The following is an 18,982-nucleotide window of genomic DNA, read 5'->3' as shown; positions in this document are numbered from 1 at the left end:
TTTTTACAGGGTGAATTTACGCCTATGAAGCCTTCTATCGTTGCCAAACTGGAAGCCCTGCACGAACGCCATGAGGAAGTTCAGGCGTTGCTGGGCGATGCGGGAATTATCGCCGACCAGGACCGCTTTCGCGCATTGTCGCGCGAATATGCGCAATTAAGCGACGTTTCTCGCTGTTTTACGGACTGGCAACAGGTTCAGGACGATATCGAGACGGCTCAGATGATGCTCGACGATCCTGAAATGCGAGAAATGGCGCAGGAAGAACTGCGCGAAGCGAAAGAAAAAAGCGAACAACTGGAGCAACAGTTACAGGTACTGCTGCTGCCGAAAGATCCGGACGATGAACGAAACGCGTTCCTTGAGGTTCGCGCCGGCACCGGTGGCGACGAAGCCGCGCTGTTTGCCGGCGATCTGTTCCGCATGTACAGCCGTTATGCCGAAGCGCGCCGCTGGCGCGTGGAGATCATGAGCATGAGCGAAGGCGAGCATGGCGGTTATAAAGAGATCATCGCCAAAATCAGCGGCGACGGCGTGTATGGCCGACTGAAATTTGAGTCCGGCGGACACCGCGTACAGCGTGTTCCGGCGACCGAGTCGCAGGGGCGTATCCATACCTCCGCCTGTACCGTCGCCGTGATGCCGGAGCTGCCGGAAGCCGAGCTGCCGGATATTAACCCGGCGGATCTGCGCATTGATACGTTTCGTTCTTCCGGCGCGGGCGGTCAGCACGTTAACACCACCGACTCCGCTATCCGTATTACCCACTTGCCGACCGGCATCGTGGTGGAATGCCAGGACGAACGTTCGCAGCATAAAAACAAAGCGAAAGCGCTCTCGGTGCTCGGGGCGCGCATTCACGCCGCCGAAACGGCAAAACGCCAGCAGGCCGAGGCGTCAACGCGCCGCAACCTGCTTGGCAGCGGCGATCGCAGCGATCGTAACCGGACCTATAATTTCCCGCAGGGGCGCGTGACCGATCATCGTATTAATCTGACGTTATATCGCCTTGATGAAACGATGGAAGGTAAGCTGGATATGCTGATTGAGCCGATTGTTCAGGAACACCAGGCTGACCTGCTGGCCGCCTTATCCGAGCAGGAATAATGGATTTTCAGCACTGGCTGCATGAGGCGGTAAACCAGCTCCGGGACAGCGACAGCCCCCGGCGCGACGCCGAGATCCTGCTTGAGTACGTCACGGGCAAGGGGCGGACGTATATCATGGCCTTTGGCGAAACGCCGCTTACCGACGTCCAGCAACAACAGCTCGCGGATCTGCTGCAGCGGCGTAAACAGGGCGAACCCATTGCGTACCTGACGGGCTTACGCGAATTTTGGTCGCTGCCGCTCTTCGTTTCTCCCGCCACGCTAATCCCGCGCCCGGATACCGAATGTCTGGTTGAACAGGCGTTGGCGCGATTGCCGGTCAAAACCTGTCGTATTCTGGATTTAGGCACCGGAACCGGCGCGATTGCGCTGGCGCTGGCCTGCGAGCGACCGGATTGCGAGGTGACTGCGGTCGATCGTATGCCTGATGCGGTTGCGCTGGCGATACGCAACGCGGAACATTTGGCTATCCGGAATGTGCGTATACTGCAAAGTTGTTGGTTCAGCGCGCTATCGGGGCAGCAGTTCGACATGATTGTCAGCAATCCGCCCTACATTGATGCGCAGGACCCGCACCTTAGCGAAGGCGATGTACGCTTTGAACCGCGCTCGGCGTTGGTGGCGGACGAAAACGGTATGGCGGATCTGACGCATATTATCGATAACGCCCGTCAGATGTTAACGCCCGGCGGCTTCCTGCTGCTGGAACACGGTTGGCAGCAAGGCGAAGCGGTAAGAGCGGTTTTCAGGCGGTCTGGTTACTCGGATGTAGAAACGTGTCGTGATTATGGCGGGAATGAACGCGTGACCTGCGGACGTTTTACGCCATGACAATTGCAATGTTGCTCACGCTTCATCTTATCTGTGTTGCGCTCTCCGTCAGTTTGTTTATCGCTCGTTACTGGTGGCGCTATTGCGGCCATGCGTTGGCCGCCGCGCGCTGGACACGAATCGTGCCTCCCGTCATAGATACCCTGTTACTGTTTAGCGGTATCGGGTTAATCGTTAAAACGCACATCCTGCCATTCACGGAATCGGGCGCATGGCTGACTGAAAAACTGTTTGGCGTTATCATCTACATCGTTTTGGGTTTTATTGCGCTTGATTATCGTCAGGCGCGCAGCCAGCAGGCGCGTTTTATCGCTTTCCCGCTGGCGCTGGTGGTGCTGTACATCATCATTAAACTCGCCACCACAAAAATACCGTTACTGGGGTAAGTCATGAGGTCGTTAGCTGATTTCGAATTTAACAATGCGCCGCTGTGTGATGGCATGATCCTGGCATCAGAGATGATTCGCCTGGATTTTCCCACGCAGTTTGTCTACGACGAACTGGAACGTCTGGTCAGTCTGGCGCAGGAAGAAATTAGCCAGCTCCTGTCTCAGGATGAGCAACTGGAAAAATTGCTGGCACTTTTTTACGGCGAGTGGGGGTTCACGGATTCCCGCGGCGTCTACCGTCTTTCTGATGCTTTATGGCTCGATAAAGTCCTGAAAAAACGCCAGGGTAGCGCGGTATCGTTGGGCGCTATTTTATTATGGATAGCAAACCGTCTTGATTTGCCGTTGGTGCCCGTTATCTTCCCAACGCAGTTGATTTTGCGTATTGAATCGCTGGAAGGAGAAATGTGGCTGATTAACCCGTTCAACGGTGAAACGCTTGATGAACATACTCTGGAAGTCTGGTTAAAAGGCAATATTAGTCCGGTCGCCGAGTTGTTTAACGAAGATTTGGACGAGGCGGATAACGCCGAAGTGATTCGTAAGCTACTGGATACGCTGAAATCCTCGCTGATGGAGGAACGGCAAATGGAGCTGGCGCTACGCGTTAGCGAAGCATTGTTGCAATTTAACCCGGAAGATCCTTACGAAATCCGTGACCGCGGGTTGATCTACGCGCAGCTTGAGTGTGAACACGTTGCGCTGACTGATTTAAGCTACTTCGTTGAACAGTGTCCGGAAGACCCGATCAGCGAAATGATTCGTGCGCAGATCAACACCATTGCGCACAAGCAAATTGTTCTACATTAATTAACCGACATTTTACCTATAAGAGTAAGGCGATCCTATGAAACAAAAAGTGGTTAACATTGGCGACATTAAGGTGGCAAATGACCTGCCGTTTGTGCTGTTTGGCGGTATGAACGTGCTGGAGTCGCGCGATCTGGCAATGCGCATTTGTGAGCACTACGTAACCGTTACCCAGAAGCTGGGTATTCCTTACGTGTTCAAGGCCTCTTTTGATAAAGCCAACCGTTCCTCTATTCACTCTTACCGTGGGCCGGGTCTGGAAGAAGGGATGAAAATCTTCCAGGAACTCAAGCAGACATTTGGCGTAAAAGTGATCACTGACGTCCATGAAGCCAGCCAGGCGCAGCCTGTTGCTGATGTGGTTGACGTGATTCAGCTCCCGGCGTTTCTGGCGCGCCAGACCGACCTGGTGGAAGCGATGGCGAAAACCGGCGCTGTGATTAACGTGAAAAAGCCGCAGTTCGTAAGCCCGGGTCAGATGGGCAATATCGTGGATAAGTTCCATGAGGGCGGTAACGATAAGGTGATTCTGTGCGATCGCGGCGCGAACTTCGGCTATGACAACCTGGTGGTGGATATGCTGGGCTTTAGCGTGATGAAAAAGGTCTCCGGCAACTCGCCGGTGATTTTCGACGTTACTCATGCGCTGCAATGCCGCGACCCATTTGGCGCTGCCTCTGGCGGTCGTCGTGGTCAGGTGACCGAGCTGGCGCGCGCCGGCATGGCTGTCGGTCTGGCGGGCCTGTTCTTGGAGTCGCATCCGGACCCGGCTAACGCGAAGTGCGACGGTCCTTCCGCGCTGCCGCTGGCGAAACTGGAGCAGTTCCTGACCCAGATAAAAGCGATTGATGATTTGGTGAAAAGCTTCGACGAGCTGGATACCGAGAACTGATTGCGGTTTTTAGCTTGTGTAGGCCGGATAAGATACTATCCGGCTTTTTTATATCAGGCAAAAATCGTCATCAGATAGGCGGCAAATAAAGCCAGATGCGCCGCGCCGTTTAGCACGTTGGTGCGTCCGGTAGAGAACGAAATATGGCACAGTACTAACGAGGCCACCATCACTACCATTTCCGGCGCGCCTAAACCAAACACCAGATCATTACCTGTCGCCCAGGCGATGAGCGTGACGACCGGCACGGTTAATGAAATCGTCGCCAACACCGATCCGAAGAACAGATTCATTGCCCGCTGAACCTGATTATTCAGTACCGCCTTCAGCGCGCCCAGTCCTTCCGGCGAGAGAATTAACAGCGCGACCAGGAAACCGGTAAAGGCGACCGGGGCGTTCATGCTGGTCAGCAACGCCTCCAGCGGGCTGGCATTCATTTTGGTAACGGCAATGACCGCAATTAAATGAATGAGTAACCAGACCGTATGCCAGCCGCTACTGTGCGCGGAGGGTTTACCGTGGTGTGGATTGTCATCATCGCCTTCATCTTCATGTTCATAGATAAATAAGCTCTGGTGCGTTTTGGTTTGAATCAACAAAAATACGCCGTACATCGCGGCGGAAATTAACGCGACCAATAATGCCTGACCGGTAGAGAAATTGGCTTGCGGCAATGCCATGGGAAAAACCAGCACAATAATCGCCAGCGGAAACAGCGCGATAAGATACTGCTTAATCCCAAATAAATTCATATATTGCGTTGCGAATTTACGCCCGCCCAACAACAACGAGAAACCGACCAGTCCCCCGGTGACAATCATAATAATAGAGTAGAGCGTATCGCGCATAAGCGTTGGCGCAGCATCGCCGGTAGCCATCAGCGCGGAAATTAAACTCACCTCAAGAATAACGACGGACAGGCTTAAAATAAGCGATCCATAGGGTTCGCCGAGTCGGTGCGCTAATACATCGGCATGACGGACCACGCTAAATGCGCTGCTTAAAATACCAATAAGTGCAAGGATATTGATGCCAATAACCACTGGTAGTGACTGGCTGCTTCCCCAAAGGAACAGCACTACCAGCGCAAGAACCGGGAAAATAAGCGAAGTCTCCTTATGGCGGGTTTTCACCGCCTCACAGGCATGTGTCATGAGGGTCTCCCTTGTGCAGGTGTTAATATTTTGGAAAGAGTAAAGAAGGTAAAAATAGCAGAAATTTGTATTTTTTTAGTGGTTTTTTACGTAGTTTTACGGCGTAGACGATTTTTTTCTTTCAAGGTTAGTAAAACAAGCATCTTGTTTTAACAGTGTTTAAATAACAAAAAGTTAATTTCCGTAAAAAGCAAAAATCCTCCTCGACTGGCGTAATAACGCATTGTTTACCACACTTAATGTTTTCCCTGAAGACGGAGGCGCTGATGCCGTATAAAGCCAAAAGTGATTTACCCGATAATGTGCGGAATGTTCTTCCAGCCCATGCCCAGGACATTTACAAAGAAGCGTTTAATAGCGCCTGGGAGCAATATAAAGATAAAGCCGATCGTCGTGATGACGCCAGTCGCGAGGAAACCGCACACAAAGTCGCCTGGGCGGCGGTTAAAAACGATTATGAAAAAGGCGAGGATGATAAATGGCATAAGAAAAAATAAACGCGGTATTACTCACGCGTTAGCCTGATTTTCTTGCCGGAAGTCTATCCTGACGCGGGAGCTTTTCCCGCGTACAGATTCAAAATGTCAGCACTTTGTCCGCCGCCAGCGTCCATTGCGCCAGCTCGACCAGCGTTCCGATTTCCACACCGTCAATCAGCGGCAGGGGAGTGATACCACGTCCGTCCGCACAGGTTTTGCATAATTTTACCGGTACGTTTTGCGCGGTCAGAATTTCCAGCATTTGCTGAATATTGTAGCCTTCGGCTGGTTTTTGACCGCGTAACCCTGCGGTTACGGCATCTGACATCAAAAACAGGCGTAAATCGAGATGGCTTTCCTGCTCGCGCAGCGCAATGGCCAGACGCAGGCTATTAAATAATGATTCGCTGCCGTAGGCGGCGCCGTTAGCGATAATGACGATATTTTGCATGGATAACCCTTCTCCTTGAGAAATTTTGTCGGCAATGGCGTTATGTTACCTCGGGAACCGGGTACCGCCAAATGCGTGGAGAAAATCCCGGGACGCTCTGCGGAAAAAATAAGGATATTCCTGGAAGCACGAGAAAAGGCTGCAAAACCTGTCCGGACACGTTATGGTTTACTCTGATGCCATTCCTCTTATCTTTTGTTGTAGAAGTTGCCGACACGTTGAGCCGTATTGTTTTTCGTTCATTCTCACTCTCGCTTCTCTTGCTGGCTGCCAGCGGTACGATCCGTGCGCAGGCGCAAGACCCTTTCACGCAAAACCGTCTGCCGGATTTAGGCATGATGCCGGAATCCCACGAAGGGGAAAAGCATTTTGCCGAGATGGCCAAAGCGTTTGGCGAAGCCAGCATGAAAAATAACGATCTGGATACCGGTGAACAGGCGCGGCAATTCGCTTTCGGACAGGTACGCGATGTGGTCAGCGAGCAGGTTAACCAGCAGCTTGAAAGCTGGCTATCAGCCTGGGGCAGCGCCAGCGTGGATATTAACGTCGATAACGAAGGTCATTTTAACGGCAGTCGCGGAAGCTGGTTTATCCCTTTACAGGATAAACAGCGCTATCTGACCTGGAGCCAGCTTGGTCTTACGCAACAGACTGACGGACTGGTAAGCAACGTTGGCATAGGACAGCGCTGGGCGCAGGATGGCTGGCTTCTTGGCTATAATACCTTTTACGATAATCTGCTGGATGAAAATCTGCAGCGCGCCGGCTTTGGCGCGGAGGCGTGGGGAGAATATTTGCGTTTATCCGCCAACTATTATCAGCCTTTTGCCGACTGGCAGACGCATACGGCGACCTTAGAACAGCGAATGGCGCGCGGGTATGATATCAACGCGCAAATGCGGCTGCCGTTTTACCAGCATATCAATACCAGCGTTAGTCTGGAGCAGTACTTTGGCGATAGCGTGGATCTGTTTGACTCCGGAACGGGGTATCACAATCCTGTCGCGTTAAAACTGGGTCTCAACTATACGCCAGTACCTTTGCTTACCATGACCGCCCAGCACAAACAGGGCGAGAGCGGGGTCAGTCAGAATAACCTGGGGCTGACGCTTAACTACCGCTTCGGCGTGCCGCTCAAAAAGCAGCTTGCCGCCAGTGAAGTGGCGCAAAGCCAGTCATTACGCGGTAGCCGCTATGATACGCCGCAACGTAACTCGTTGCCGACAATGGAGTATCGGCAGCGTAAAACGTTAACGGTTTTTCTGGCGACGCCGCCCTGGGATCTTACGCCTGGTGAGACGGTTGCGTTAAAATTGCAGGTGCGCAGCGTGCACGGTATTCGTCATTTGAGCTGGCAGGGCGATACACAGGCATTAAGTTTGACGGCAGGAACGGACACCCGCAGTACCGAGGGCTGGACAATCATTATGCCGGCCTGGGATCACCGCGAAGGCGCGGCAAATCGCTGGCGTTTATCGGTGGTGGTTGAGGATGAAAAAGGTCAGCGTGTCTCTTCCAATGAGATCACGCTCGCGCTGACTGAACCGTTTATCACGATGCCGGACGATAATCCGCATTGGCAACCGTTCCAGGAGCAATAATTAAAAGATGCGTTCCTGATGCACCCAGACGGCGGCCTCCACGCGCGATTTCAGCTTCATTTTCTTGAGCATATGTTTCACGTGCACTTTGACCGTACTTTCGGTGATATCCAGACGTCGGGCAATCATCTTATTTGGCAATCCCTGCGCGATGAGCTTCAGAATATCGCGCTCACGCGGGGTGAGTTGCGTTACATCGCGATCGGTGGTGGAGCGGTTGGCCCGCAGGCTGGCCGCCAGTACCGGCGTTAACGCTTCACTTAATACCATTTCGCCGGCGGCGGCCTGTTGTAACGCTTTGAGCAAGTCCTCCGGCTCCATGTCTTTTAACAGATAACCGTCCGCGCCGCGCTTTAGCGCCGTGACGACATCTTCTTCATGGTTGGATACGCTGAAAACGACAATACGTCCTGACAGCGCTTTTTCGCGTAATTTATCCAGCGTTTCGAGACCATTCATTCCCGGCATATTCAAATCAAGGAGGATCAGATCGGGATCGAGCGATTCCGCCAGGTCAATACCCTGCTCACCGTTGCTGGCTTCTCCGACCACGCTGATATCGGGCGCCATACTCACAAGCTGCTTTACACCCGTGCGTAGCATCGGATGGTCGTCAATTAACAGGATAGTTGCCGGTTCCTGATTATTCATGGGTATCTCCCTGGGTTTCTGTGAAGTTTGTTTCTGGAATAAAAGTAACAGTGACCTCTGTTCCGCCAGTCTCGCGTCGGCGTACCTGGCAATCGCCGCGCAAACTTTGCGCCCGATCGCGCATGATGATCATGCCGTAGTGATTACTGCGTTCGGCGTTTTCCGGGACGCCGCAGCCATTATCCTGCACTTTTAGTTTGACCTGTTTGCCACATTGCGTCACTGTCACCACCACATCGTCGGCATGAGAGTGTTTAAGGGCGTTGCTGAGGGCTTCCCTGGCAATTTGCAACAGGTGTATCGCCTGGTGTGAAGGCACCAGGCGGGGGGGAAGCTGATAATCCAGTTTTACCGTAAAGCCAAACCGGGCGCTGAACTCCTGGCAGCTTGCCTCCAGCGCCGGACGTAGCCCGGGTTCCGTCAACTGTAACCGGAAAGTAGTTAACAGTTCGCGCAGTTGCGCCCAGGAGCAGTTTAGCTCATTGCGAATTTGGCTGAGTAACTCACGGCTGCTTTCCGGTAACACGTCGCCCTGCATTTGCAGGCAGCTCACCTGCATCTTCATACAAGAGAGCGACTGGGCAATAGAATCATGCAGTTCGCGGGCAATGGTGGCACGCTCTTCCATGACAATCAACTGCTGCTGGCGCTCCTGATGCCTGTCGAGCGCCAGAGTCGCGGTAAGCTGTTCAACCAGCGTGTCCACCAACTGTTGCTGATCGTGGCTGAGATGGCGTCCATAGGGCAGCGTCGCCAGCAAAATACCGTATTGGGTGTGAGCATCGGTGAGCCGCCATTTTAAAGTGGTGCCGCCGTTAATCATCGGCAGGGCGCTACGTGGGCAAAGGTGGCAGCCTTTATCATCGCAACTGATGTCCGACTGACAAGTAAATTCCTGGTGATTATCTTCATCTTCCAGGTCATAGACTCGCAGCTCAATATCATGCAACTGGGTTAAATTTTGCAGGCCATTCAGTACCGGTGAAAGACGTTCACATAGCGGAGCCTGTGAATGCAGTCGGCGGTTGGCTTGCCACAAAAACGAGAGAATCTGGTTTTTATGTTCCAGACCGGCTGTTTTTTCCTGTACGCGCTGTTCCAGTACCGCATAACTTTCGGCCAGCTCTTCAGACATGTTATTGAGCGCAGAACCCAACGCGGCCATCTCATTGCGTCCACTGATATTGGCACGTTGGGTAAAGTCGCGCTGACTGACGGCGCGCGCCATTGATAACAACTGTTTCCAGGGCTGCAAAAGGCGAACACGTAGCCAGATAATCGTAAATACCAGCAATAGCGCCATAAAGATCGCCATTACCCGGTGAACTAATACCACGCGTTCGATACGCAATTCAGTAGTATGGTCGAACGACGTCACCAGGCGATCCAGGCCCGCCACAAAGCGCGTGACATCTTCTGCGACCGCGTGCGCGTTTTGCGCGTGCTGTAGTCCTGGCGAGAGTTCGTTATGCCAGTAATCCTGCAACGCTTTAAGCTGCTTCTGCTGCCCGTCTCGCTCAGCGGCGCGGGTCAGTTCCGGGCTGAATGCCGTTTGCTCCATCTCATCCAGCAGCTTTTGATCTTTAGAATCCAGCGGGACAGCGGCCAGTAGTCGATAGCTTTGCATACGCAATGAGCCCGCTTTATTAATCGCATGAGCGCTACCCTGTACGCCCTGAACCAGCCAGCCGGAAACCGCCATCCCCGCTACGCCGATAGCGGTAGAGAGCATGACAATCAGCGCCAGTTGGTTAACCAGCGTAAGAGGAGAGAAACACCGTTTAAACATGTTACCTTCTTTCTTCGGGGTAATGTCGCCGAAAAAACGTAGCAAAAAAGAGGGGCGTCAATCGGCTGTGCCGCTATTCTCAACGATACAGCGGAGTATACCCATACCTATAACGAGTTACTCCTTAATTGCCGCCGTAGAGAGGTATCTGCGACGGGAAGGAGTAGACAGACACAGCATGGTGAAAAACCACAGCTTTTTTACCAAAATAGCCTACTCATTAAGGGTGATAACGCTTTTTAGTCGCCGGTGATGACGACTTTTCCTTTGATTTATATCAACTTACCTTCGGCAGTAAACCCTAATGTGGCAGACATCAAATCAAGAATCAGAGGTGTCTATGAGTCACTCATCCGCCCCGGAAAGGGCAACTGGCGCTGTTATCACGGAATGGCGTCCGGAAGATCCGGCATTCTGGCAGCAGCGCGGCCATCGTGTCGCCAGCCGTAATCTGTGGATTTCTGTGCCGTGTTTACTGCTGGCGTTTTGCGTCTGGATGCTATTTAGCGCAGTGGCGGTAAACCTGCCGAAAGTGGGATTTAATTTTACGACCGATCAGCTCTTTATGTTGACTGCGCTGCCATCTGTTTCCGGCGCGCTGCTACGGGTGCCTTACTCCTTTATGGTGCCGCTATTTGGCGGACGTCGCTGGACAGCGTTCAGTACCGGTATCCTCATCGTGCCTTGCGTATGGTTAGGCTTTGCCGTTCAGGATACCAGTACGCCATTTAGCACTTTCATTATTATTTCCTTGCTGTGTGGTTTTGCCGGCGCGAACTTTGCCTCCAGTATGGCGAACATCAGCTTTTTCTTTCCTAAACAAAAGCAGGGCGGCGCGCTGGGTTTGAACGGCGGTCTGGGCAATATGGGCGTGAGCGTGATGCAGCTGGTTGCGCCGCTGGTGGTTTCGCTCTCTATCTTTGCCGCCTTTGGCAGCCACGGTGTAGAGCAGCCGGACGGTTCTCAGCTCTATCTGGCGAACGCGGCCTGGATTTGGGTGCCTTTCCTGGCCATTTTTACGCTGGCAGCGTGGTTCGGCATGAACGAACTGGCGACGTCTAAGGCCTCGCTAAAAGAGCAACTGCCGGTGCTCAAACGTGGTCATCTGTGGATCATGAGTCTGCTGTATCTGGCAACCTTCGGATCGTTTATCGGTTTCTCCGCGGGGTTCGCTATGCTGTCTAAAACGCAATTCCCGGATGTGCAGATCCTGCATTATGCGTTTTTCGGTCCGTTTATCGGCGCGCTGGCGCGTTCGGCAGGCGGCGCAATTTCTGACCGTCTGGGGGGGACTCGCGTCACGCTTATCAACTTTGTCCTGATGGCGATTTTCAGCGGTCTGCTGTTCCTGACATTACCTACTGGCGGCGTTGGCGGTAGCTTTATCGCGTTCTACGGGGTATTTCTGGCGCTGTTCCTGACGGCTGGGTTGGGGAGTGGTTCTACCTTCCAGATGATCTCCGTTATCTTCCGTAAACTGACGATGGACCGGGTAAAAGCGGAAGGTGGGTCGGACGAAAGAGCCATGCGTGAAGCGGCGACCGATACGGCGGCGGCGCTGGGCTTTATTTCCGCGATTGGCGCGATTGGCGGCTTTTTTATTCCGAAAGCGTTTGGTTCATCTTTAGCATTAACCGGTTCGCCAGTCGGCGCGATGAAGGTCTTTCTTATTTTCTATATCGCCTGCGTCGTTATTACCTGGGCGGTATATGGACGTCATTCTAAAAATAAAAAGTAACTTTTGATTATCCTTTGCGCGGCGTTAGACCGCGCTTTTTTTTACCCGCATTTAGTTACAACATACTTATAGTCAAGAAGAGAGGCGCGACAGGGCTGACCACGCACATTTTTATCGGTCATCCAGGGGGATACCCCTTAATACCCACTTGTTGAAAATTTAACATTCATGTCGTGCGTAAATTTAATTTTATGTAATTAAATCAGTGATATATATAAATAAAACTCCTCCTCCAAAAGGAGTATGCAGGAGGTTTGCGCGCCATTTGCATCCCTGTCCGCCTTGATCGTTATCAATTCTCACGCCCATTCAGCGCGTTACCTTCGCCCTTAGTTAAGCAATGTCGATTTATCAGAGAGCCGTAAGGTTCCACACAGGAGAAACCCGATGAGTAAATTCCTGGACCGGTTTCGCTACTTCAAGCAGAAGGGCGAAACCTTTGCCGATGGGCACGGCCAGCTTCTCGAAACAAACCGGGACTGGGAGGACGGATACCGCCAACGTTGGCAGCATGACAAAATTGTGCGCTCAACCCATGGGGTGAACTGCACCGGTTCTTGTAGCTGGAAAATTTATGTCAAAAATGGTCTGGTGACCTGGGAAACACAGCAAACCGATTACCCGCGCACCCGTCCTGACATGCCAAACCATGAACCTCGCGGCTGCCCGCGCGGGGCAAGCTACTCCTGGTATCTCTACAGCGCTAACCGACTGAAATATCCGCTAATGCGCAAACGTCTGATGAAGATGTGGCGCGAGGCGAAAAAACTGCATCGCGATCCGGTAGAGGCATGGGCCTCCATCATTGAAGATGCCGATAAAGCCAAAAGCTTCAAACAGGCGCGTGGTCGTGGCGGCTTTGTTCGCTCCTCATGGCAGGAAGTGAACGAGCTGATCGCCGCTTCCAACGTGTACACCGTGAAAACCTATGGCCCTGACCGCGTCGCGGGCTTCTCACCCATCCCGGCGATGTCGATGGTCTCCTACGCTTCCGGCGCACGTTATCTTTCGCTGATTGGCGGTACCTGCCTGAGCTTCTACGACTGGTACTGCGACCTGCCGCCAGCCTCCCCGCAAACCTGGGGCGAGCAGACCGACGTGCCGGAATCCGCTGACTGGTACAATTCCAGCTATATTATCGCCTGGGGCTCTAACGTGCCGCAAACCCGTACGCCGGATGCCCACTTCTTTACCGAAGTACGTTACAAAGGCACTAAAACCGTCGCGGTGACGCCGGACTATGCCGAAATCGCCAAACTGTGCGATCTGTGGCTGGCACCGAAGCAGGGGACCGATGCGGCGATGGCGCTGGCGATGGGCCACGTCATGCTGCGCGAATTCCACCTCGACAACCCGCGCCAGTACTTCACCGATTATGTCCGCCGCTATACCGACATGCCAATGCTGGTGATGCTTGAAGAGCGTGATGGTTATTATGCCGCAGGTCGTATGCTGCGCGCTGCCGATCTCGTTGATTCGCTGGGGCAGGAAAATAACCCGGAATGGAAAACCGTCGCCATTAACAGCAACGGTGAAATGGTGGCGCCAAACGGTTCAATTGGTTTCCGCTGGGGCGAAAAAGGCAAATGGAACCTCGAACAGCGCGACGGGACTACCGGTGCAGAAACTGAATTGCAGCTCAGCTTGCTGGGCAGCCAGGATGAGATTGCTGACGTGGGCTTCCCGTATTTCGGCGGCGAAGGTTCAGAGTACTTTAATCATGTGGCGCTGGATAACGTCCTGCTGCATAAACTGCCGGCAAAACGTCTGCAACTGGCCGATGGTTCTACCGCGTTAGTCACCACCGTGTATGACCTGACCATGGCGAACTATGGTCTGGAACGCGGCCTCAACGATGAAAATTGTGCCGCCAGTTATGACGATACCAAAGCATATACGCCAGCATGGGCCGAGCAGATCACCGGCGTGCCGCGGGCGCAGATCATCCGTATCGCACGGGAGTTCGCCGATAACGCGGACAAAACGCACGGGCGTTCAATGATTATCGTTGGCGCCGGTCTGAACCACTGGTATCACCTCGATATGAACTATCGCGGGCTGATTAATATGTTGGTGTTCTGTGGTTGCGTTGGTCAGAGCGGCGGCGGCTGGGCGCACTACGTCGGCCAGGAAAAACTGCGTCCGCAGACCGGCTGGCAGCCGCTGGCGTTTGCCCTTGACTGGCAGCGTCCGGCGCGTCACATGAACAGCACCTCTTACTTCTATAACCACTCCAGCCAGTGGCGCTACGAGACGGTGACCGCCGAGGAGTTACTGTCGCCTATGGCGGACAAATCCCGCTATAGCGGGCATCTGATTGACTTCAATGTGCGCGCCGAGCGTATGGGCTGGTTGCCGTCGGCACCGCAGTTAGGCACCAACCCGCTGTATATTGCGCGTGAAGCGGAAAAAGCCGGTATGACGCCGGTAGATTATACCGTCAAATCCCTGAAAGAGGGTTCGATTCGCTTTGCCGCCGAGCAGCCGGAAAACGGTAAAAACCACCCGCGTAACCTGTTCATCTGGCGTTCTAACCTGCTTGGGTCTTCCGGTAAAGGCCATGAGTACATGCTGAAATATCTGCTGGGTACTGAGCATGGTATTCAGGGGCTGGATCTGGGTAAACAGGGCGGTGTGAAGCCGGAGGAAGTGGAGTGGCGCGACAATGGCCTGGACGGCAAACTGGATCTGGTGGTGACGCTGGACTTCCGCCTGTCGAGCACCTGCCTGTACTCCGATATCGTACTGCCGACGGCGACCTGGTATGAAAAAGACGATATGAATACCTCGGATATGCATCCGTTTATTCATCCGCTGTCTGCCGCCGTAGATCCGGCCTGGGAATCGAAAAGCGACTGGGAAATCTACAAAGGCATTGCGAAGAAATTCTCCGAAGTCTGTGTAGGCCACCTGGGTAAAGAGACTGACGTCGTGACGCTGCCGATCCAGCACGACTCTGCCGCTGAACTGGCGCAGCCGCTGGACGTGAAAGACTGGAAAAAAGGCGAATGCGATCTGATCCCAGGGAAAACCGCGCCGCACATCATGACCGTTGAGCGCGATTACCCGGCGACTTACGAACGCTTTACCTCTATCGGCCCGCTGATGGAGAAAATCGGCAACGGCGGGAAAGGGATTGCCTGGAACACGCAAAGCGAAATGGACTTGCTGCGTAAGCTCAATTACACCAAAGCGGACGGTCCGGCGAAAGGCCAGCCGATGCTCAACACGGCGATTGACGCGGCAGAGATGATCCTGACGTTAGCGCCGGAAACCAACGGTCAGGTGGCGGTGAAAGCCTGGGCGGCGCTGAGCGAGTTTACCGGTCGCGACCATACGCATCTGGCAACCAATAAAGAAGAAGAGAAAATCCGCTTCCGCGATATTCAGGCCCAGCCGCGCAAAATTATCTCCAGCCCGACCTGGTCTGGTCTGGAAGATGAGCACGTTTCTTATAACGCCGGTTATACCAACGTTCACGAGCTGATCCCGTGGCGTACGCTGTCTGGTCGCCAACAGTTGTATCAGGATCACCAGTGGATGCGCGACTTCGGCGAAAGTTTGCTGGTGTATCGTCCACCGATCGACACCCGCTCGGTGAAAGCGGTGATGGGGCGTAAATCCAACGGTAATCCGGAGAAGGCGCTCAACTTCCTGACGCCGCACCAGAAATGGGGTATCCACTCGACCTACAGCGATAACCTGTTGATGCTGACCTTGTCGCGTGGCGGCCCGATTGTATGGATGAGCGAAACCGACGCCAAAGATCTGGGCATTGAAGATAACGACTGGATCGAAGTCTTCAACAGCAACGGCGCATTGACCGCACGCGCAGTGGTCAGCCAGCGTGTACCGGCGGGCATGACCATGATGTACCACGCGCAGGAACGTATCGTAAACCTGCCGGGGTCGGAAATTACCCAGCAGCGCGGCGGTATTCATAACTCGGTGACGCGCATTACGCCGAAACCGACCCATATGATCGGCGGCTATGCGCAGTTAGCCTACGGCTTTAACTACTACGGTACCGTCGGCTCCAACCGCGATGAGTTTGTGGTGGTACGTAAGATGAAGAACATTAACTGGTTGGATGGCGAAGGCAATGACCAGGTACAGGAGAGCGTAAAATGAAAATTCGTTCACAAGTCGGCATGGTGCTGAATCTCGATAAGTGCATCGGCTGTCATACCTGTTCAGTCACCTGTAAAAACGTCTGGACCAGTCGCGAAGGTATGGAATACGCGTGGTTCAACAACGTAGAAAGTAAGCCTGGCGTTGGTTTTCCGAATGACTGGGAAAATCAGGAAAAATGGAAAGGCGGCTGGATCCGCAAAATCAACGGCAAACTACAGCCGCGCATGGGCAACCGGGCGCTGCTGCTGGGTAAAATCTTCGCTAACCCACATCTGCCGGGCATCGACGACTACTACGAGCCGTTTGATTACGACTACCAGAACCTGCATACCGCGCCGGAAAGCAAACATCAGCCGATCGCGCGTCCGCGCTCGCTGATTACCGGCCAGCGGATGGACAAAATTACCAGCGGGCCAAACTGGGAAGAGATTCTGGGCGGCGAGTTCGAAAAACGCGCCAAAGACCAGAACTTCGAAAACATGCAGAAGGCGATGTACGGCCAGTTCGAAAACACCTTCATGATGTATCTGCCGCGCCTGTGCGAGCACTGTCTCAACCCGGCGTGCGTGGCGACCTGCCCGAGCGGTGCTATCTACAAGCGTGAAGAAGATGGCATCGTGCTGATCGACCAGGACAAGTGCCGCGGCTGGCGGATGTGCATCACCGGTTGCCCGTACAAGAAGATTTACTTCAACTGGAAGAGCGGCAAGTCCGAGAAGTGCATCTTCTGCTACCCGCGTATCGAAGCCGGTCAGCCGACCGTTTGCTCGGAAACCTGCGTGGGCCGTATCCGTTATCTTGGCGTACTGCTGTATGACGCAGATGCCATTGAAAGCGCCGCCAGTACGGAAAACGAAAAAGATCTGTACCAGCGTCAACTGGACGTGTTCCTCGATCCAAACGATCCGGCTGTCATTGAGCAGGCGCTGAAGGACGGCGTGCCGCAGAGCGTGATCGATGCGGCGCAACAATCGCCAGTGTACAAAATGGCGATGGACTGGAAGCTGGCGCTGCCGCTGCATCCGGAATACCGCACGCTGCCGATGGTCTGGTACGTGCCGCCGCTGTCGCCGATTCAGTCTGCCGCCGACGCGGGTGAACTGGGCAGCAACGGTATTCTGCCGGATGTAGACAGTCTGCGTATCCCGGTGCAGTACCTGGCGAACCTGTTGACCGCTGGCGACACTCAGCCGGTACTGTTGGCACTGAAACGGATGCTGGCGATGCGTCACTACAAACGTGCGGAAACCGTAGACGGTAAAGTGGATACCCGCGCGCTGGAAGAGGTGGGTTTAAGCGAAGCCCAGGCGCAGGAAATGTATCGTTACCTGGCGATTGCCAACTATGAAGATCGTTTCGTGGTGCCGAGCAGCCATCGTGAACTGGCGCGTGACGCATTCCCGGAGAAAAGCGGTTGTGGCTTTACCTTCGGCGATGGTTGCCACGGGTCTGATACCAAATTCAATCTGTTCAACAGCCGCCGCATCGACGCTGTTGATGTGACCAGCAAAACGGAGCCGCACGCATGATTGAACTCGTCATTGTTTCGCGTCTGCTCGAGTACCCGGATGCTGCCCTGTGGCAGCATCAGCAGGAGTTGTTCGATGCGCTCGCGTCATCTGAGAACCTGGATAAAGAGGATGCCCAGACTCTGGGCGTTTTCCTGCGCGATTTAACCGCGCAGGACCTGCTGGATGTACAGGCCGCTTATAGCGAACTGTTTGACCGTGGTCGCGCCACATCGCTGCTGCTGTTTGAACATGTACACGGGGAATCCCGCGATCGCGGTCAGGCGATGGTTGACCTGATGGCACAGTATGAGCAGCACGGTTTGCAGCTCGACAGTCGCGAACTTCCCGATCATCTGCCGCTGTATCTGGAATACCTTGCGCAATTGCCGAAAAGCGAAGCGTTAGGGGGGTTACAGGATATCGCGCCGATTCTGGCGTTGCTCAGCGCACGTTTGCAACAGCGTGACAGCCGTTATGCGGTGCTGTTCGATCTGCTGTTAAAACTGGCGAATACCGTTATCGACAGCGACAAAGTGGCTGAAAAAATTGCGAATGAAGCACGTGATGATACCCCACAGGCGTTGGATGCGGTCTGGGAAGAAGAGCAGGTGAAATTCTTCGCCGATCAGGGGTGTGGCGAGTCGGAGATCTCCGCTCACCAGCGTCGTTTTGCCGGTGCCGTGGCGCCGCAATATCTGAATATCACCACCGGAGGACAGCACTAATGCACTTCCTGAATATGTTCTTCTTTGATATCTACCCGTACATTGCCGGATCGGTATTTCTGATCGGTAGCTGGTTACGTTACGACTACGGCCAGTACACCTGGCGGGCGGCCTCCAGCCAGATGCTGGATCGCAAAGGAATGAACCTGGCGTCAAACCTGTTCCACATTGGGATTCTGGGTATTTTCGTCGGTCACTTTCTGGGCATGTTAACGCCGCACTGGATGTATGAAGCTTTTCTGCCGGTCGACGTGAAACAGAAGATGGCGATGATTGCCGGCGGCGCCTGCGGCGTGCTGACGCTGGTTGGCGGTATTTTACTGCTCAAGCGTCGCCTGTTTAGCCCACGTGTCCGCGCCACTACTACCGCCGCAGATATTTTGATTCTCTCATTGCTGGTGATTCAGTGCGCGCTGGGTCTGCTGACCATTCCGTTCTCCGCCCAGCATATGGACGGGAGTGAAATGATGAAGCTGGTCGGGTGGGCGCAGTCAGTTGTGACCTTCCACGGTGGCGCATCCGCACATCTGGACGGTGTAGCCTTTATCTTCCGTATGCACCTGGTACTGGGGATGACGCTGTTCCTGTTATTCCCATTCTCGCGCCTGGTGCATATCTGGAGCGTGCCGGTCGAGTACCTGACCCGCAAATACCAGATTGTTCGTGCACGTCACTGATTTTCTCTCGATGCCCTAAACTCCGCTTCGGCGGAGTTTTT

16 protein-coding genes are annotated in these 18,982 nt (G+C 53.8%); 12 read left to right on the top strand and 4 right to left on the bottom strand.

Annotated elements, in window-relative coordinates:
* Window positions 1-24 precede the first annotated feature (24 nt).
* Genes prfA through kdsA form a run of 5 tightly spaced genes read left to right on the top strand, consistent with a single transcriptional unit; the run spans window position 25 to window position 4,031 of the window.
* A complete protein-coding gene (gene prfA, locus ACLD3P_RS06385; RefSeq protein WP_000804703.1) occupies window positions 25-1,107 on the top strand; it encodes a peptide chain release factor 1 in 1,083 nt (360 codons plus the stop codon).
* Complete coding sequence (gene prmC, locus ACLD3P_RS06380) at window positions 1,107-1,940, top strand: peptide chain release factor N(5)-glutamine methyltransferase (protein ID WP_000347310.1); 834 nt, start codon at window positions 1,107-1,109, stop codon at window positions 1,938-1,940. Before prfA ends, prmC begins: the two co-directional genes overlap by 1 nt.
* Window positions 1,937-2,326, top strand: coding sequence for an invasion regulator SirB2 (gene sirB2, locus ACLD3P_RS06375; RefSeq protein WP_076935314.1), 390 nt, complete (start codon window positions 1,937-1,939; stop codon window positions 2,324-2,326). The genes prmC and sirB2 overlap by 4 nt, the downstream gene beginning before the upstream one ends.
* A gap of 3 nt (window positions 2,327-2,329) precedes the next feature.
* Window positions 2,330-3,139 carry an invasion regulator SirB1 gene (gene sirB1, locus ACLD3P_RS06370; protein ID WP_001257065.1) on the top strand — a complete coding sequence of 270 codons (810 nt, stop codon included), beginning with the start codon at window positions 2,330-2,332 and terminating at the stop codon, window positions 3,137-3,139.
* A 37-nt stretch (window positions 3,140-3,176) separates the two neighbouring features.
* Window positions 3,177-4,031, top strand: coding sequence for a 3-deoxy-8-phosphooctulonate synthase (gene kdsA / locus ACLD3P_RS06365; protein ID WP_000811046.1), 855 nt, complete (start codon window positions 3,177-3,179; stop codon window positions 4,029-4,031).
* A 53-nt stretch (window positions 4,032-4,084) separates the two neighbouring features.
* Here kdsA and chaA read toward each other — a convergent pair whose 3' ends face one another.
* A complete protein-coding gene (gene chaA, locus ACLD3P_RS06360; protein WP_000148418.1) occupies window positions 4,085-5,185 on the bottom strand; it encodes a sodium-potassium/proton antiporter ChaA in 1,101 nt (366 codons plus the stop codon).
* Between the two features lie 266 nt (window positions 5,186-5,451).
* Here chaA and chaB point away from each other — a divergent pair, with 266 nt between their 5' ends.
* Complete coding sequence (gene chaB / locus ACLD3P_RS06355) at window positions 5,452-5,682, top strand: putative cation transport regulator ChaB (protein ID WP_001146392.1); 231 nt, start codon at window positions 5,452-5,454, stop codon at window positions 5,680-5,682.
* A 79-nt stretch (window positions 5,683-5,761) separates the two neighbouring features.
* On the opposite strand, the gene ACLD3P_RS06350 is transcribed toward chaB, so the two are convergent.
* Window positions 5,762-6,115, bottom strand: a complete 354-nt coding sequence (locus ACLD3P_RS06350; RefSeq protein ID WP_001179794.1) for a DsrE/DsrF/TusD sulfur relay family protein — start codon at window positions 6,113-6,115, stop codon at window positions 5,762-5,764.
* A gap of 176 nt (window positions 6,116-6,291) precedes the next feature.
* Here ACLD3P_RS06350 and ACLD3P_RS06345 point away from each other — a divergent pair, with 176 nt between their 5' ends.
* A complete protein-coding gene (locus ACLD3P_RS06345) occupies window positions 6,292-7,716 on the top strand; it encodes a YchO/YchP family invasin (protein WP_001116352.1) in 1,425 nt (474 codons plus the stop codon).
* Here the strand turns inward: ACLD3P_RS06345 and narL are convergent, their stop codons facing one another.
* Both narL and narX read right to left on the bottom strand, forming a co-directional pair.
* Complete coding sequence (gene narL / locus ACLD3P_RS06340) at window positions 7,717-8,367, bottom strand: two-component system response regulator NarL (RefSeq protein ID WP_001633832.1); 651 nt, start codon at window positions 8,365-8,367, stop codon at window positions 7,717-7,719.
* The gene (narX, locus tag ACLD3P_RS06335) at window positions 8,360-10,156 is read right to left on the bottom strand and encodes a nitrate/nitrite two-component system sensor histidine kinase NarX (protein ID WP_411006467.1); all 1,797 of its coding nucleotides are present in this window, start codon (window positions 10,154-10,156) and stop codon (window positions 8,360-8,362) included. Before narX ends, narL begins: the two co-directional genes overlap by 8 nt.
* A 340-nt stretch (window positions 10,157-10,496) precedes the next feature.
* Here narX and narK point away from each other — a divergent pair, with 340 nt between their 5' ends.
* The 5 genes from narK (at window position 10,497) to narI (ending at window position 18,941) form a co-directional block, all read left to right on the top strand.
* A complete protein-coding gene (narK, locus tag ACLD3P_RS06330; protein WP_000019848.1) occupies window positions 10,497-11,894 on the top strand; it encodes a nitrate transporter NarK in 1,398 nt (465 codons plus the stop codon).
* Between the two features lie 387 nt (window positions 11,895-12,281).
* Window positions 12,282-16,025 carry a nitrate reductase subunit alpha gene (locus ACLD3P_RS06325; RefSeq protein ID WP_000032887.1) on the top strand — a complete coding sequence of 1,248 codons (3,744 nt, stop codon included), beginning with the start codon at window positions 12,282-12,284 and terminating at the stop codon, window positions 16,023-16,025.
* Window positions 16,022-17,557, top strand: a complete 1,536-nt coding sequence (narH, locus tag ACLD3P_RS06320; RefSeq protein ID WP_000702629.1) for a nitrate reductase subunit beta — start codon at window positions 16,022-16,024, stop codon at window positions 17,555-17,557. Before ACLD3P_RS06325 ends, narH begins: the two co-directional genes overlap by 4 nt.
* On the top strand, window positions 17,554-18,264 hold the full coding sequence (gene narJ / locus ACLD3P_RS06315; protein WP_000571667.1) for a nitrate reductase molybdenum cofactor assembly chaperone: 711 nt from the start codon (window positions 17,554-17,556) through the stop codon (window positions 18,262-18,264). Before narH ends, narJ begins: the two co-directional genes overlap by 4 nt.
* Window positions 18,264-18,941, top strand: a complete 678-nt coding sequence (gene narI / locus ACLD3P_RS06310; protein ID WP_076935308.1) for a respiratory nitrate reductase subunit gamma — start codon at window positions 18,264-18,266, stop codon at window positions 18,939-18,941. The genes narJ and narI overlap by 1 nt, the downstream gene beginning before the upstream one ends.
* Window positions 18,942-18,982: the final 41 nt, after the last annotated feature.

Source organism: Salmonella sp. 741265073_HBA (assembly GCF_046569105.1).
GTDB lineage: Bacteria > Pseudomonadota > Gammaproteobacteria > Enterobacterales > Enterobacteriaceae > Salmonella > Salmonella enterica.
Note: the sequence above shows the minus strand (reverse complement) of the source record. Positions and strands in the feature narration are given on the sequence as shown.

What these genes read in the sequence shown, in the direction of transcription:
- sirB2 (WP_076935314.1), top strand. Translation starts at nt 1,937, where the DNA reads ATGACAATTGCAATGTTGCTCACGCTTCATCTTATCTGTGTTGCGCTC.
- prfA (WP_000804703.1), top strand. Translation starts at nt 25, where the DNA reads ATGAAGCCTTCTATCGTTGCCAAACTGGAAGCCCTGCACGAACGCCAT.
- ACLD3P_RS06325 (WP_000032887.1), top strand. Translation starts at nt 12,282, where the DNA reads ATGAGTAAATTCCTGGACCGGTTTCGCTACTTCAAGCAGAAGGGCGAA.
- prmC (WP_000347310.1), top strand. Translation starts at nt 1,107, where the DNA reads ATGGATTTTCAGCACTGGCTGCATGAGGCGGTAAACCAGCTCCGGGAC.
- narJ (WP_000571667.1), top strand. Translation starts at nt 17,554, where the DNA reads ATGATTGAACTCGTCATTGTTTCGCGTCTGCTCGAGTACCCGGATGCT.
- narL (WP_001633832.1), bottom strand. Translation starts at nt 8,367, where the DNA reads ATGAATAATCAGGAACCGGCAACTATCCTGTTAATTGACGACCATCCG.
- narH (WP_000702629.1), top strand. Translation starts at nt 16,022, where the DNA reads ATGAAAATTCGTTCACAAGTCGGCATGGTGCTGAATCTCGATAAGTGC.
- chaA (WP_000148418.1), bottom strand. Translation starts at nt 5,185, where the DNA reads ATGACACATGCCTGTGAGGCGGTGAAAACCCGCCATAAGGAGACTTCG.
- narX (WP_411006467.1), bottom strand. Translation starts at nt 10,156, where the DNA reads ATGTTTAAACGGTGTTTCTCTCCTCTTACGCTGGTTAACCAACTGGCG.
- narI (WP_076935308.1), top strand. Translation starts at nt 18,264, where the DNA reads ATGCACTTCCTGAATATGTTCTTCTTTGATATCTACCCGTACATTGCC.
- narK (WP_000019848.1), top strand. Translation starts at nt 10,497, where the DNA reads ATGAGTCACTCATCCGCCCCGGAAAGGGCAACTGGCGCTGTTATCACG.
- ACLD3P_RS06345 (WP_001116352.1), top strand. Translation starts at nt 6,292, where the DNA reads ATGCCATTCCTCTTATCTTTTGTTGTAGAAGTTGCCGACACGTTGAGC.
- kdsA (WP_000811046.1), top strand. Translation starts at nt 3,177, where the DNA reads ATGAAACAAAAAGTGGTTAACATTGGCGACATTAAGGTGGCAAATGAC.
- ACLD3P_RS06350 (WP_001179794.1), bottom strand. Translation starts at nt 6,115, where the DNA reads ATGCAAAATATCGTCATTATCGCTAACGGCGCCGCCTACGGCAGCGAA.
- chaB (WP_001146392.1), top strand. Translation starts at nt 5,452, where the DNA reads ATGCCGTATAAAGCCAAAAGTGATTTACCCGATAATGTGCGGAATGTT.
- sirB1 (WP_001257065.1), top strand. Translation starts at nt 2,330, where the DNA reads ATGAGGTCGTTAGCTGATTTCGAATTTAACAATGCGCCGCTGTGTGAT.